This is a genomic window from Acinetobacter proteolyticus, from assembly GCF_000367945.1.
Lineage (GTDB): Bacteria > Pseudomonadota > Gammaproteobacteria > Pseudomonadales > Moraxellaceae > Acinetobacter > Acinetobacter proteolyticus.
This window is the reverse complement of sequence record NZ_KB849179.1, coordinates 3,384,915-3,399,515: the sequence shown is the minus strand read 5'-3', so window position 1 is coordinate 3,399,515 and position 14,601 is coordinate 3,384,915. Positions and strand designations below refer to the sequence as shown.

Genomic DNA, 14,601 nt, shown 5'->3' with positions numbered 1-14,601 from the left:
TAATTGCTACGGATACAATAACTCATCTAACAATCCGCATGTCTAAAGGATATACTGACCACAATTAGTTTGCCATTCGCTCTTATTAAAACTTACTTATTATGAAAAAGCTATCCAGTTCTGGTATTGTTCGCCCATTTTTTTTGATCGTTATTATTATCTTAGTCTCACTTCCAATGGGATTTTATGGCATGTATCTCTATCTTGCGCCTTCACTGCCAGATATGAGTTCACTCAAAAAAGCGCCTTTACTAAAACCGTTGCAAGTCTACACGACAGATAATCAGTTAATTGCGGAATACGGCGGAAAATTATCCATTCCTGTTAAATACGAACAGATTCCTCCTTCTTTTATCCACGCCTTTTTGGCAGCAGAAGACTCATCCTTTTTTGAGCACAATGGGATTAGTTTCAAAGGGCTTGGGCGAGCACTGACTGAATCTGTTACAGGGTCTGATGTCCAAACTGGGGGCTCAACCATTACCATGCAGGTGGCAAAAAACTATTATTTAAGTCCAGACCGAACGCTTCGACGTAAACTAACAGAAGTGTTTCTGGCACGTAAAATTGAGCAAAACTTAACAAAACAGGAAATTCTGACCGCTTACGTCAATAAAATTTTCTTGGGTAAAAATGCTTATGGGATTGCGGCTGCCGCACGTGTCTATTACAACAAAAATATTAATGAGCTCAGCACTGCACAAATGGCCATGATCGCAGGTCTACCCAAAGCACCATCGAAGTATAATCCTGTAGTCAATCCGGAACGTGCGCTTGAGCGTCGTAACTGGATTTTAGGTCGTATGCTACAACTCGGCTATATCAACCAAAATCAATATCAACAAGCAGTTGCAGAACCGATCAATCTGAACATGGTCGATCGTTCCGTCAGCAATGTTTTCCCTTATGTCGGTGAAATGGTGCGTTCCGAATTGGTTGAACATTTTGGCGAACAAGCCGTTGACTCAGGCTATAAGGTTTACACAACCATTGATAGCAAACGCCAGCGCTATGCTGAACAAGCAATTCAGGATGGTTTAGAAGCTTACGACCGTCGTCATGGCTGGCGCGGCCCTGAAGCACACGACAAACCTTTGAAGCAATTTATGGCTTATGCCAACACTTACCCTGCACAAGTGATCAAAGTCAATAACAACTCTTTTGATGCCTTGATGCAAGATGGCTCAACAGTGACTGTAAACTGGTCTGGGATGTCATGGGTTCGTCCTTATCGCAATGCCAATAGCGTTGGCGGCGCACCTTCAAATGCCTCACAGATTGTCAAAGTTAAAGATATTATTCGCTTACGTCCGAATGAAGGTAAAACCGTTTGGTCTTTGGTGCAAGTGCCAAAAGTTCAAGGTCAACTGATTGCCATCAATCCGAATGACGGTGCAATCGAAGCCGTTGTTGGTGGCTATAACTTTTATCAATCGAAATTTAACCGTGCAATACAAGGTTGGAGACAACCAGGTTCCACCATTAAACCCTTTGTTTATGCACTGGCTTTAGAACGCGGCATGACGCCTTATAGCATGGTCAATGACAGTCCAATCACCATTGGTAAATGGTCACCAAGAAACTCGGATGGTCGCTATTTGGGCATGATTCCTTTACGTCGTGCGCTTTATTTATCTCGAAATACCGTTTCAGTACGCTTATTACAAAATGTCGGCATTGAGCGTACTCGCCAACTATTTATGGATTTCGGTCTACAAGAAGATCAAATTCCACGTAACTTTACTATTGCGTTAGGGACTCCTCAGGTATTGCCAATTCAAATGGCAACAGGCTACGCCACCTTTGCCAATGGTGGTTACCGCATTCAGCCACACTTTATTAAACGCATTGAAGATGCATCTGGCAAAGTTATTTACGAAGCAAAACCTGAATATGCATGTATCCCATGTATTAGCAGTCCCAATGCAAGCACGGAGCAGCAAGCGACTGACACAGACAAAGATCAAGCTAAACAGCAAGTCACAGAGATCACCAACCAAAGTTTAGATGAGGCAACTGCAGCATCTGAAGCACCACTCCTCACAGCCGATGCAGCACAAACTGCAAAAACCAACAGCGATTACCGTCAAGCACAACGTATCTTAAAATCAAGCTCAGCCTATGATATGGCCAACATCTTACGTGATGTGATTCAGCACGGTACAGGTCGAGCAGCCTTGAAAATTGGCCGTGATGATTTGGGTGGTAAAACGGGTACCACCAATGATGCCAAAGATGCATGGTTCGCTGGTTTTAATGGCAAATTAGTTGCAATTGCTTGGGTTGGTTTTGACCAACCGCGCACACTCGGTCGCCGCGAATACGGTGGCGTTGCTGCGCTTCCGATCTGGACCAACTTTATGGGGAACTCTTTAAAAGATACCCCATCGGCATGGGTACGTTTGGATAAAGAAGCAAAAGATCCGATCTCTCGTGATAAGTTACAAATCCAGCAAAGCGAAGATAAAAAAGAATATCGTGCCTCTCCACCACTGGCGCGTCCACTGTATCGTCCAGCACCACCAGCGCCAACACGTTCAGTACAAAATGATTTTTCAGACTTACCTGGAACAACATCATCAACTGATGAACAACCAATTGTGCCTGCTAAAAAGCAACCACCAGCAATGGGCTCGAACTCATCAAACCCAGCACCTCCACCGAAGGAAAAGGATGGCATTGAGCATTTGATCAATCAAATACAGTAAATAAAAAAGAAGCCATCAATGTGATGGCTTCTTTTTTTTCTGAAACAGATAAATTTGAAAGGCGGCAGTCGCCGCAAAGGTCTGGGCTTGCTCCAACAGTTTACGCCGTTCAGGATTGGCTTTGTAGGCATATGGCGTCATTGCAATTAAGTTCTTTAATGCTTTCTGATCCAATTGCATGGGTGCTTCAACGATCTGTGCTTGCTTTAACTCAAACTGGGCATTCAACTGCTGCACAAACTTCTCTGGCTCATGTAAATTGACTTGCTCAAATAGGGCTTCACGCAAATCATAGAGATGTTTTGGTGCAGGGGTCACCACAATTAAATAGCCATCATCACGCAATACTCTTACGATTTCATCTTGCGGTATTGGACTAAACAAACTGGTACAAATATCCAGTACATGATCCTGAACTGGCAATGTCGCCCCTGTGCCCACCACCCAAGTTACCTTGTTATTTAACTTTGCCGCACGTTGTACCGCTGTTTTAGCAATATCCACACCAATACATTGCTGGGTGTATGCTTGCATGGCACTGGTATAATATCCCTCACCACATCCAATGTCCAAGAGGGCCTTAGGTTGCAGTTGCTGTAACATTGCGACCACTGCGTGTTTTAAAGGTTGATAAAAACCGGCCTGCAAAAACTCACGGCGTGCCAATACTGATTCGGGTGTATCCCCTGGGCTTTTACTGTGCTTGTGTTGCACCACATGCAAATTGACATAGCCTTGTTTGGCTATATCGTAATGATGTCCATTTTCACATTGCCAAGAATTCGCGACCAAACTCAATGATTGGCGACAAACAGGACACATCAACAAACTCATCTATTTTCTCCAAACATAAAAAAAGCTGGTGATCACCAGCTTCTTTTTGAATCTTGGTTTAACGTAATTTTAGCGTCATTAAGCCCAATACCACGAGGAAAATGGTAATAATCCAAAAACGGATCACCACTTGGGTTTCTTTCCAACCTTGCTTTTCATAATGGTGATGTAACGGGGCCATCAAGAACACACGCTTATTCCGCATCCGCAATGAACCGATTTGCAAAAATACCGAAATCGCCTCCATCACAAACACACCACCCATAATGGCAAATACGATTTCCTGACGAACCATCACCGCAATCGTACCGAGCATTGCACCAAGTGCCAATGCACCGACATCACCCATAAAGACTTGTGCTGGATGTGCATTGTACCAAAGGAAGGCCAAACCCGCACCGACCATAGCTGAACAGATCACCACCAGTTCCGAGGTATATTTAACATAAGGAATATGCAAATAATTGGCAAAACGAATATCACCAGACAAATATGCAAATACCCCTAAACCGGCCGCCACCATTACAATCGGCATAATCGCCAAGCCATCCAGACCATCGGTCAAATTGACTGCATTCGACGCCCCATTGATGACTAGATAGGTGAACCCAATAAATGCCAAACCCAAGGGTATAGCTGAAAGCGGAATGGAGAGATTTTTAAAGAATGGAATCAACAAATCCAGCATATTCGCCGTATGTTCTACACTGTCTTGTTGTTTTGCAATCACATATAAGGCAATACCTGCGCCTAACGACGCCACCGAAGTCCAAAAGAACTTCTTCCGTGCTGGTAAACCTGCATTGTCTTTATAACGGACTTTAATCCAGTCATCGGCCCAACCTACTGCACCAAAAACCACCATCACACCGAGCACAATCCAGACATAAGGATTGGACAAGTCTGCCCACAACAAGGTACTAATTCCGATCGAAAGCAGGATTAAAATCCCGCCCATGGTTGGGGTACCCATTTTCTTGGCATGGTTTTCAGGTGCAAAAGAGCTCACCGCCTGACCATATTTTAATGCTTGTAATTTACGAATCATGACTGGACCTAAAGCCAATCCGATCGTCAGGGCAGTCAGCAAACTCAACAAAGAGCGCAATGTTAAATAACGAACAACCTGGAACGAACTGTTATAGTCCGCCAATTGCTCAAATAACCATAACAACATTTAAATTTTCTCCATCAAGTCAGCCATCAACGTTTCCATATGGGTATAACGAGACCCTTTAAACAGGAAACTCATTGACTGGGGTTGATGTGTTTGGACTAAATTAATTAAAAACGGTAAGGCTTCTTTTTGAGAGGCAAAGGCATGTAATTTTGCTGCATTGGCTGAGCCTTGTTGTGCAGCGGCAGCAAATTCACCGACCACGATCAACTGATCAAGCGGCAAAGTCGCCAAATCTTTTCCAAGATCATGATGTTCCTGCCAACTACTATCACCTAATTCTCCAATATCCCCCATCACCATGACTTTTAAGCCTTGTTGTTGTAGCAAAACCTGTGCTGCTGCGCGCATTGAGGTTGGATTGGCATTATAGGTATCATCAATGAACAGGTGATTTTGGTGTTGAATGAAGTTCAAACGACCTTTGGCTCCTTGTGCCTGTTCCAGACCTTGCACAATATCGTCCAGCGCAACACCAAGTGCGAGCGCAAATGCAGTGGCTGCAGCGGCATTCTGGACATTATGTGCTCCTGCAAACGGCAAATTCACCGTACGCACACCTTGTGGTGTATGCAAATTAAATTGTGCCGATTGAGGATGCAACTGAACTTCGGTTGCAAATACATCACCGCCATCACCAAAACTCAAGATTGAATGTGCTTGTGCATTTTGACGGATGCTTTCACTAAAATCATCCTGCGCAGGGACAATCGCAATCCCTTCAGGCAAGATATGCGCATAAATTTCAGACTTAGCACGGCAGATACCTTCGCGCCCACCAAACTCACCCAGATGTGCAGTGCCGATATTCAAAATACCGGCCACATGCGGCTGTACCAGATTCGAGGTATAATCAATTTCACCCTGATGACTTGCCCCTAACTCCATCACGGCATATTGATGCTCTGGGCGTAATTCCAATAACATCATCGGTACACCGAGATCATTATTTAAATTGCCACGGGTAATTAAGGTTGGTGCCAAACCAGATAAAATACTACCCAACATTTCTTTGGTGGTGGTTTTACCACTACTGCCTGTCAAAGCAATCACTTTGAGTTGTGAGTTCTGTTGACGGCGATAAGCACCAAGCTGACCTAAAGCCAGACGGGTATCTTTTACAATGAGTTGTGCAATATCCGCATCAATTGGATGTTCCACAATGGCAATTTGACAGCCTTGATTAGCAACTTGAGCCACAAAATTATGCGCATCAAAACGTTCGCCTTTTAAGGCAAGAAAAGCATCACCAGCTTCGGCATGACGTGAGTCGGTTAAAATACGTTTAATTTCACCTTGTGGAATATTGTGCTGAAACCACTCGCCTTGGGTCGCTTGTTGTAATTGTTCTGCGGTCCAAGGTTGTAATGGAACGGTACTGGTCGTTGAAGTATGCATATGCTTTATTTACCTTTTAAGCTTATTGCGCAGAATATGCTGAATCGACAGAATGTGGCTGTGCCGCAATCGCAGACTGCACCTCAACCACATCATCAAACCAGTGACGAATCCCATCAATTTCTTGATAGTTTTCATGTCCCTTACCTGCAATCACTACAATATCACCCGCTTGAGCTTGTGCGACCACAAATTTAATCGCTTCACGACGGTCATGAATTTCATGCATCGCATGTTCTGCAAAGTGAATTCCTTGCTTCATATCGGCAAAAATCTGTTCAGGATTTTCAGTGCGTGGATTGTCCGATGTGAGAATCACAGGATTAGCATGATCAAGTGCCGCCTGCGTCATCAATGGACGCTTGCCACGATCACGATCTCCACCACAACCAAATACCGCCCAAAGCTGCCCCGTGACATGACGCTTTAATGTGGTCAACACCTGAATCAATGCATCAGGTGTATGTGCATAATCCACCACAAATAGACGTTCTGCATCCTGAATCACTTGCATACGACCTGGTGCACCTTGCAGTTGCGGTACAAACGGGACTAAATCAGCCAAGGCAAAACCCGCATACTCAGCCGCAATCAAGCTGGCCAATAAATTCTCAACATTGAAATGACCGAGCAATGGACTTTGTACTGAATATGAACCTGTCGGGCTGATCAGGTTAAAACTTGCCCCACTCAGGCGATACTGTAAATCCGCAATATGATAATCCGCAGTCGCTTGGGTTAAGGAATAAGTCAAAATTTTAGGTTGTGCTGGATTAGCCTTCGCAGCATTCAGCATCAGATGTGCATGTGCATCATCCAAGTTAATCACTACGGCTTTTAAGCTCGTAAACTTGAATAATAAGGCTTTGGCTTCAGCATATGCCTCTAAAGTTCCGTGATAATCCAGATGATCACGACTTAAATTACTATACACCGCAATTTCAAGCTCACAGCCGTTCAAACGACCTTGCTCTAAACCATGTGAACTGGCTTCCAGCGCCACAAAGCTTGCCCCCTGTTTAGCATAATCATGCAGGGCTTGTTGTAATTGCAAAGCATCCAAGGTGGTATGTGTCGATGCCGTTAAATTTGGCAAAATTCCATTGCCCGTGGTGCCCATCACGGCACAACCCTTGCCTTGTGAACTCACCAACTCTGCAATCAGACGTGAAATCGTAGTTTTACCATTGGTTCCAGTGACCGCGATACCACGTAAGGGTTGTACAGGATCAATGGCTTGCAAATATTGTTTTTGCCATGCACCCATCAAATAACGTACATCTGGACACACCCATTCATTCGCAAAACCTAAAGCAGTCTCGCTAATGATCGCCAATGCTCCAGCATCTATGGCATTCTGGGCAAATTGGCGTGTTTTTTCAGGTTGACTATAACTACTCAAGGCAATAAAAATTTGCCCCGCTTTAACCTTTCTACTGTCTAGGCAAAAGCCCTGAAAAGGCTGTGTATACCAAGCCGCATCGATGTTGATCGGATGTATCTGTTGAAAACGAATCGACATAATCTACCTACGGATTGGATTTTATAGAAGTATCAAGAGGCTTATCTAAAGGCACATTAAGCAAACGCAATGATTCCTGCATAATGCGCGCAAATACGGGTGCTGCCACCAAACCACCGTAATAACGGCCTTGTGGATTTTCCACCACCACAATCATGGCTAAACGTGGATCACTAATCGGCGCAACCCCTGCAAACAGTGCACGATATTCGCTGTTTGAATAGCCTTTACGGTCGGCACGCAACTTATGCGCTGTCCCGGTTTTACCACCGACACGATAACCTGGAATTACCGCCTGTTTCGCGGTTCCGCCTGGCATAGTCACTTGTTCAAGCATGGTGAGGACTTGATCCGCAATTTTCGGTGCCAAGACCTGCGTACCTTCAGGGGCTTTGTCTAACTTACGTAAGCTCAATGGCATTTGCACACCATGATTGGCCAACATGGCGTAGCCTTGTGCAACCTGCAAAATCGTTGCATTCAAACCATAACCATAAGCCATGGTTCCCAATTGGGAAGGATTCAGCTTATCGCCTGAATAGAGTAGGCCAGCACTTTCACCTGGGAATTTCACCGCCGAACGATGACCAAAGCCTGCACGTCTAAAGAACGAAGGTACCGTATCTTTGGGTAGAGACAGGGCAATTTTAGCTGAACCCACGTTCGAAGATTTAATAATCACGCCTGAGACTGTTAAAGCACCATAGTTATGTGTATCACGAATGGTATGCCAGCCTAAACGCATCGAACCTGGTGAAGTATTCACAATGCTATTCGGCGTATATTTACCACTTTCCAAAGCCGCAGCTACGGTGAATGGCTTCATGGTTGAACCAGGCTCAAACATATCAATCGCACCACGGTTACGCATGGCATCTTTGTTGCTGAGACCATTTTTATCGTTCGGGTTATACGATGGCCAACTGGTCATCGCCAAAATTTCACCCGTTTTGACATCTACCGCTATTGCCGTTGCAGAGCGAGCATTATTGGCTACGCCCGCAGCAGTTAATTCACGATACATAATATATTGCAAACGCGAGTCGATACTCAGGGTGACATTTTCACCCGACTCGACTTCTTTAATGACTTCTGAAACTTTAAGACGGTTACCTTTTTTATCCCGAATAATTTTTTGCTCGCCATCAACCCCTGACAACTGTTTATTCAGTTGCATTTCCAAACCTTCAATTCCCACTCCCTCACTATTGGTCAAACCAATAATCTGGGCATTCGGTTGCGGTTGCGGATAGTAGCGCTTATAACTTTTCTCAGCATAAACGCCTTGGAAATTGCGTTTGGTAATCAAATCCGCTTGTTGTGGTGGAATTTCTTTTTGTAAGACCAAATAGCGTGAACGTGGGCGTGCCTGCATTTGCTTTTTCAAATCTGCACGATCAACCCCAACAGCATCGGCCAATTCATCAAGGTTTAAATTTTTATCGGGTAATTGACGTTTTAATTTTCGATTATTCGGATCTTTTTTAAGCTCAGCCGTAATTTCATCAAATTGCTGCTTAGTCTCCCAATAATCTCTCGGATCAATTACGATTTTCATGATTGGCGTACTAATCGCTAAAGGCACACCGTGGCGATCGCTGATCACGCCACGCATTGCCTCTAGTCGCTCCGTTCGCAAAATATTGGCATTGGCTTTATTTTGCAGAAAGTCTTTATTGACCACCTGCACATAGAACGCACGCGCAATCAGCACCACAAAGCACAGCAGCACGGTGCCCCAAAGCAAGTAAAATCGCCACATATCCAAAGCAAGCGTTGGTCTTTCAGAAATGGACTGCTGTTTTTTTCGTATTGGTTTGCTTCGCTTATCTGCCATACAGCATGCCTTATTTATCTTGCTTTGAAGTCATAGGTAAAGAAATCACAACCGTCTGCGTCGCAGGTGGTGAGAACATACGAAGTTGCGTCACTGCACGCGAACCAATCTGGGCGGTTGCCCCAAAGGTTTGCTGCTCAATCAGTAAACGCCCCCATTCCGCGTTTAGATCATCTCGTTCACGCATATATGCACTCAAGTCCCGATAATCATGACGATATTCGAACACCTGAAATACCACCATCATTGCACTGGTGAACACCAGCGCAACGAGCACAGCATAAACAGCAACCTTTTTCAGTCCCTTTCTGCTGCTTGATATCACGTCGTCATCATTGTTGTTGTTCATTCTCAGCCTTTTTGCTCTAGACGCTCTGCCACACGTAGCCATGCACTACGTGAACGAGGATTTGCTTTTACTTCTGCTTCACTCGCACGAATACGAGAGACTTTCTTTAAACGTCGAGTATCTACCTGTGCTTGAGGCATACCCCAACCCGAATCTTCAGGTAAGCTCGATTCTTTTTGGATAAACTGTTTGATTAAACGATCTTCCAAAGAATGAAAGCTAATCACGGCCAACTGCCCCGTTGCTTTTAACAAGCTGACAGCTTGCGGTAAAAAGCTCTCGATATCATCAAGCTCTTTGTTAATGGCAATGCGAATCGCTTGGAAGGTCCGTGTGGCAGGATGTTTATGCTTTTCCCACTTTGGATGTGCTGTTTTGACCACTTCTGCCAGTTGTGCTGTTGTGGTCATTTCACCTGCCAGTTTAATCGCTTTAGCAATACGACGGCTATAACGTTCTTCACCATATTGGTAAATAATGTTTGCCAGTTTTTCTTCTTCGATTTCAAGTAACCATTGCGCAGCTGTTGGCCCTTGCGAATTGTCCATCCGCATATCTAGGGGCCCGTTTTGCATGAAGCTAAAACCACGTTCTGCTTGATCAAGCTGTGGCGATGAAACACCGAGATCAGCCATGATCCCATCTACTTCGGTAATGCCAATATTGGCAAGTTCGGCTTGAATGTCAGCAAAACTGGCGTGAATGATTTTAAAGCGCGGATCTTCTTGTTCTAATTGTGCTGCAACCTCAAGGGCTTGTGGATCTTTATCAAAGGCATAGACACGCGCATTGGCATCTAATTTGGACAGTAATAGTTTGGTATGTCCCCCTCGACCAAAGGTAGCATCAACGAAAATACCAGTATCGCGGCCTGCCAATACGCCATCAACGGTTTCATGAAGTAAGACAGAAATATGCGACATAAGAAATGAATCAACAGCTAAAAATGTAACTGCACATTATCACCTTGTTTTATGCCAGTACCAAACGACTTTTTGTAGAGAATTCTTAACTTTTCATAGATAAAACCGTTTTCTTATCATTTTTCAGTCAATAAAAAAGCAAATACAGTAAGTATTTGCTTTTTCAATTTTAGCAGTGTACTGAGTACACACCTGATTTATGGTTTTTCCGCATAGATTTGATCAAAAATCGCCCCATTCACGAAATGGGTTTTTTGCGCTTTTGCCCACCCCCCAAATACATCATTAATCTTGAAGAGTTTAATCTTTGGAAATTGCTGCGCATATTTTGCAGCGACTTGAGGATTACGCGGACGGAAATAATATTTCGCGGCCAAATCCTGTCCCAACGGAGAGTAAAGGAAGTTTAAATAGCCACGCGCTAACTGACGATTGCCATTTTTATCGACCGTTTTATCAACAATAGCCACCGAAGGTTCTGCCAAAATCGAAATTGATGGATACACAATTTCAAATTTATCTTTACCTAAACCTTGAGTTGCCAATAATGCCTCATTTTCCCATGATAGCAGCACATCACCAATGCCTCGCTCAGCAAAAGTGGTTAAAGAGCCACGTGCACCTGAGTCTAAGACTTTGACATTTTGATAGAGTTTTTTCACCAATTCACGAGCCTTAGCGTCGTTACCCCCAGGTTGTTTGAGCGCATACCCCCATGCTGCCAAATAGATCCAGCGCGGCGCCCCTCCTGTTTTCGGATTCGGGGTAATGATTTCTACACCAGGCTTGGTCAAATCATTCCAGTCACGGATATTTTTTGGGTTGCCTTTGCGCACCAAGAACACCACTGTTGAAGTATACGGAGCTGAATTGTCTTTAAATTGTTTTTGCCAGTCTTTACGAATTAAACCCGCATTAGCAATTTCATCAATATCATTGGCCAAAGCCAAAGTCACCACATCTGCTTGTAGACCATCGATGACTGAACGCGCCTGTTTACCAGAACCGCCATGTGATTGTTTAAAGTCAATATCTTGACCTGTTCGCTTTTTCCAATACTGGCCAAATGCCTGATTATATTCTTGATAAAACTCACGCGTCGGATCGTAGGACACATTTAAAAAAGTGGTTGCTGCTTGTGCCACACTATTCAGACCCAAAGCCAGTAACGCTGCTGCGATGACTGTTTTCATTTATTCTTTCTCATTTCACCCCGTTTGTGTTCACTATATTTACTTGAAAATATTTTACAATCATACAGTTATATCAATATATGAGTTACTATTCTGTTTTTTAGATATGCCTGAAAACACTTATGATGATAATTTCACTGTAATCTCTTGTATTTTGCAGTTAAAATGAGAAAAATTATCATTCTCCACTTTTTCTACACATTTGCTTGCTAAATTTCACTTGTATACAAAGTAGCCGTTTTGCTATAAATACATGGCAGCATGTGTCAAATTTTAATATTTTTGTAAAAAGTGTGACGTAGTTATACTTTTTTATTAAGATTTATGTTTAAATCGTATTATTAAAGCAATACTATAGTTGTTTGGTTAGTCTTGTAGACTCAAAATCATGAAGGGGATGTGAGCAATGCGAGCATTAAAATTGAAAAAAGCACTAGGCTTAAGCTTATTTTTGGCGGCTTCTGTTCAGATGGGACATGCAGCGGCAATTAAAGAAAGCAATAACATAAAAAGCATTGATAAATCTTCTGCGAGCCTGATTGTTAAAGCGCTTGATCAGCAAAAACGCAATACCAGCATGTTGCCATCGACAGATGATGAATTAAAAATGCTGAATACGATTCGTACCACCCCAACACAAACGTTCTTTGCTAGCCAGCATGAGCGCTTTTCACGTTTCGTTCAAACCATATTCCAACCGCATACCTCTTAAATTTTAAATTTGTGCCCCTTCACATATTTAAATCAAGCCTAGTCATGCCGTGACTAGGCTTTTTCGTTATAATCATTTCAATTTAAATTTAAGCTCCGATCATTTATGAAAGTTCGTACCCGTATTGCGCCGTCTCCTACTGGTTTTCCACACGTAGGCACAGCTTATATTGCGTTATTTAATCTATGTTTTGCCAAACAGCACGGCGGTGAGTTTATTTTACGTATTGAAGATACGGATCAACTTCGCTCAACACCTGAATCTGAAAAAATGATTTTAGATTCTTTACGCTGGTTAGGTTTGAACTGGTCAGAAGGTCCAGATGTGGGTGGCCCACATGCCCCTTATCGCCAATCAGAACGTATGGGGATTTATAAGCAATACGCTTTGGAACTGGTTGAAAAAGGTCATGCTTTCTATTGTTTTGCAACCGCAGAAGAACTTGATCAAATGCGTGCTGAGCAACAAGCGCGTGGCGAAACACCGAAATATGACGGTCGTGGTTTAAAACTCTCACAAGAAGAAGTTCAACGCCGTCTCGCTGCGGATGAGCCACATGTAATTCGTATGAAAGTACCTGAGGAAGGCATTTGTAAAATTAATGACTTACTCCGTGGTGAAGTGGAAATTCCATGGGCACAAGTCGATATGCAAGTGCTGCTCAAAACAGATGGTTTACCAACCTACCACCTAGCCAATGTGGTCGATGACCATTTAATGGAAATCACCCATGTGTTGCGTGGCGAAGAGTGGTTGCCGTCTGCACCGAAGCACCAACTACTGTATCAATATTTTGGTTGGGACATGCCAACGCTGTGCCACATGCCGCTATTGCGTAACCCTGATAAATCAAAACTGTCGAAACGTAAGAATCCGACCTCAATCAACTATTACCGCGATATCGGTGTTCTGCCAGAAGCCTTGTTGAACTATCTTGGTCGTATGGGCTGGTCAATGCCGGATGAACGTGAAGTATTCACCCTAGAAGACATGATCCAAAATTTTGATGTACAACGTGTTTCGTTGGGCGGCCCAATCTTTGATGTTGAAAAACTCAACTGGCTTAATGGTCAGTGGATCAAAGGATTGACACCTGGACAACTTCTAGACCGTTTGTTGGCCTGGAAAAGTGATCGCCAAACCCTTGAAGATATTGCTGCTGCGATTCAACCGCGTATTAATTTACTCTCTGAAGCCGTGAATTGGGCAGGTTTTTACTTCAACCATATGCCACAAATCAGCAAAGAACAGTTTGAAAGCAAAAAATTGACCGAAGAACAAGTTCGTCAAAGCTTGCAGTTTGCGATTTGGCGTTTAGAAAGTCAGTTTACTTGGAACAATGACACGGTTAGCCAAACCCTAATGGATTTGGCCAGCCAGATGGAAATCAAACTACGTGACTTCATGCCTGCTTTCTTTATCGCGATTGCGGGTTCGACCAGCTCAACCCCTGTGATGCAAGCGATGGTCACGCTGGGTCCTGATTTAACCTTTGCACGTCTCCGCCATGCGTTAGAGTTGGTGGGTGCACCAAGCAAGAAAGAGCTGAAAGTCTGGGAAAAGCTCAATGAATCACTAAAATTGCCGAAAAATGATGCAAATAGTGAGACTTAATTCAGTTTAATGATTGACGTGTGAGCGCATTCCCCCTAATATTGCGCTCACACATTCTGGGGTCATAGCTCAGTTGGTAGAGCGCTACAATGGCATTGTAGAGGTCAGCAGTTCGATCCTGCTTGGCTCCACCAGATTCTCGAAATCACAACACGTGACCGAGATGAAAGCTAGATTTTAGTGTTTTATGTGTTGCCTCATCTGTCCCTATCGTCTAGAGGCCTAGGACATCGCCCTTTCACGGCGGTAACCGGGGTTCGAATCCCCGTAGGGACGCCATATTCTTATCTAATAATTATATTTTTCTCACAATCTTTCTCAATCAGATTGCACA

General features: G+C 43.7%; 10 protein-coding genes, 2 tRNA genes and 1 pseudogene. 5 read left to right on the top strand and 8 right to left on the bottom strand.

The window, feature by feature from the left end:
• Window positions 1-101 precede the first annotated feature (101 nt).
• Window positions 102-2,708 (top strand): penicillin-binding protein PBP1a, encoded by a 2,607-nt coding sequence (gene ponA, locus F993_RS01330; RefSeq protein ID WP_004657413.1) that lies wholly within the window; start codon window positions 102-104, stop codon window positions 2,706-2,708.
• 15 nt (window positions 2,709-2,723) lie between these two features.
• Here ponA and F993_RS01335 read toward each other — a convergent pair whose 3' ends face one another.
• From F993_RS01335 to F993_RS01370, 8 genes and pseudogenes are all read right to left on the bottom strand, one after another.
• Complete coding sequence (locus F993_RS01335; protein ID WP_004657411.1) at window positions 2,724-3,542, bottom strand: putative RNA methyltransferase; 819 nt, start codon at window positions 3,540-3,542, stop codon at window positions 2,724-2,726.
• Between the two features lie 58 nt (window positions 3,543-3,600).
• A complete protein-coding gene (gene mraY / locus F993_RS01340) occupies window positions 3,601-4,719 on the bottom strand; it encodes a phospho-N-acetylmuramoyl-pentapeptide-transferase (protein ID WP_004657409.1) in 1,119 nt (372 codons plus the stop codon).
• Window positions 4,720-6,117 (bottom strand): UDP-N-acetylmuramoyl-tripeptide--D-alanyl-D-alanine ligase, encoded by a 1,398-nt coding sequence (locus F993_RS01345; protein ID WP_004657408.1) that lies wholly within the window; start codon window positions 6,115-6,117, stop codon window positions 4,720-4,722.
• A gap of 22 nt (window positions 6,118-6,139) precedes the next feature.
• Window positions 6,140-7,639: a UDP-N-acetylmuramoyl-L-alanyl-D-glutamate--2,6-diaminopimelate ligase gene (locus tag F993_RS01350; protein ID WP_004657406.1), complete on the bottom strand. Its 1,500-nt coding sequence runs from the start codon at window positions 7,637-7,639 to the stop codon at window positions 6,140-6,142.
• 3 nt (window positions 7,640-7,642) lie between these two features.
• A pseudogene (gene ftsI / locus F993_RS01355) lies at window positions 7,643-9,476 on the bottom strand (penicillin-binding protein PBP3).
• A gap of 10 nt (window positions 9,477-9,486) precedes the next feature.
• Window positions 9,487-9,825, bottom strand: coding sequence for a cell division protein FtsL (ftsL, locus tag F993_RS01360; RefSeq protein WP_004657403.1), 339 nt, complete (start codon window positions 9,823-9,825; stop codon window positions 9,487-9,489).
• 2 nt (window positions 9,826-9,827) lie between these two features.
• Window positions 9,828-10,748: a 16S rRNA (cytosine(1402)-N(4))-methyltransferase RsmH gene (rsmH, locus tag F993_RS01365; protein WP_004657401.1), complete on the bottom strand. Its 921-nt coding sequence runs from the start codon at window positions 10,746-10,748 to the stop codon at window positions 9,828-9,830.
• Window positions 10,749-10,945: 197 nt separating this feature from the next.
• On the bottom strand, window positions 10,946-11,941 hold the full coding sequence (locus F993_RS01370; protein WP_004657400.1) for a sulfate ABC transporter substrate-binding protein: 996 nt from the start codon (window positions 11,939-11,941) through the stop codon (window positions 10,946-10,948).
• A 469-nt stretch (window positions 11,942-12,410) separates the two neighbouring features.
• Between F993_RS01370 and F993_RS01375 the strand changes: the two genes are divergently transcribed.
• The 4 genes from F993_RS01375 (at window position 12,411) to F993_RS01390 (ending at window position 14,546) form a co-directional block, all read left to right on the top strand.
• The gene (locus F993_RS01375) at window positions 12,411-12,653 is read left to right on the top strand and encodes a DUF4179 domain-containing protein (protein ID WP_407637371.1); all 243 of its coding nucleotides are present in this window, start codon (window positions 12,411-12,413) and stop codon (window positions 12,651-12,653) included.
• 105 nt (window positions 12,654-12,758) lie between these two features.
• A complete protein-coding gene (gene gltX, locus F993_RS01380; RefSeq protein WP_004657396.1) occupies window positions 12,759-14,267 on the top strand; it encodes a glutamate--tRNA ligase in 1,509 nt (502 codons plus the stop codon).
• Window positions 14,268-14,325: 58 nt separating this feature from the next.
• Window positions 14,326-14,401 (top strand) — tRNA-Ala (locus tag F993_RS01385).
• A 69-nt stretch (window positions 14,402-14,470) separates the two neighbouring features.
• Window positions 14,471-14,546: transfer RNA gene (locus tag F993_RS01390), tRNA-Glu, on the top strand.
• Window positions 14,547-14,601: the final 55 nt, after the last annotated feature.

Bases quoted from the DNA above. Each gene is read 5' to 3' on its own strand.
- mraY (WP_004657409.1), bottom strand. From the start codon at position 4,719: ATGTTGTTATGGTTATTTGAGCAATTGGCGGACTATAACAGTTCGTTC.
- ftsL (WP_004657403.1), bottom strand. From the start codon at position 9,825: ATGAACAACAACAATGATGACGACGTGATATCAAGCAGCAGAAAGGGA.
- gltX (WP_004657396.1), top strand. From the start codon at position 12,759: ATGAAAGTTCGTACCCGTATTGCGCCGTCTCCTACTGGTTTTCCACAC.
- F993_RS01335 (WP_004657411.1), bottom strand. From the start codon at position 3,542: ATGAGTTTGTTGATGTGTCCTGTTTGTCGCCAATCATTGAGTTTGGTC.
- ponA (WP_004657413.1), top strand. From the start codon at position 102: ATGAAAAAGCTATCCAGTTCTGGTATTGTTCGCCCATTTTTTTTGATC.
- F993_RS01375 (WP_407637371.1), top strand. From the start codon at position 12,411: ATGGGACATGCAGCGGCAATTAAAGAAAGCAATAACATAAAAAGCATT.
- F993_RS01370 (WP_004657400.1), bottom strand. From the start codon at position 11,941: ATGAAAACAGTCATCGCAGCAGCGTTACTGGCTTTGGGTCTGAATAGT.
- F993_RS01345 (WP_004657408.1), bottom strand. From the start codon at position 6,117: ATGCATACTTCAACGACCAGTACCGTTCCATTACAACCTTGGACCGCA.
- F993_RS01350 (WP_004657406.1), bottom strand. From the start codon at position 7,639: ATGTCGATTCGTTTTCAACAGATACATCCGATCAACATCGATGCGGCT.
- rsmH (WP_004657401.1), bottom strand. From the start codon at position 10,748: ATGTCGCATATTTCTGTCTTACTTCATGAAACCGTTGATGGCGTATTG.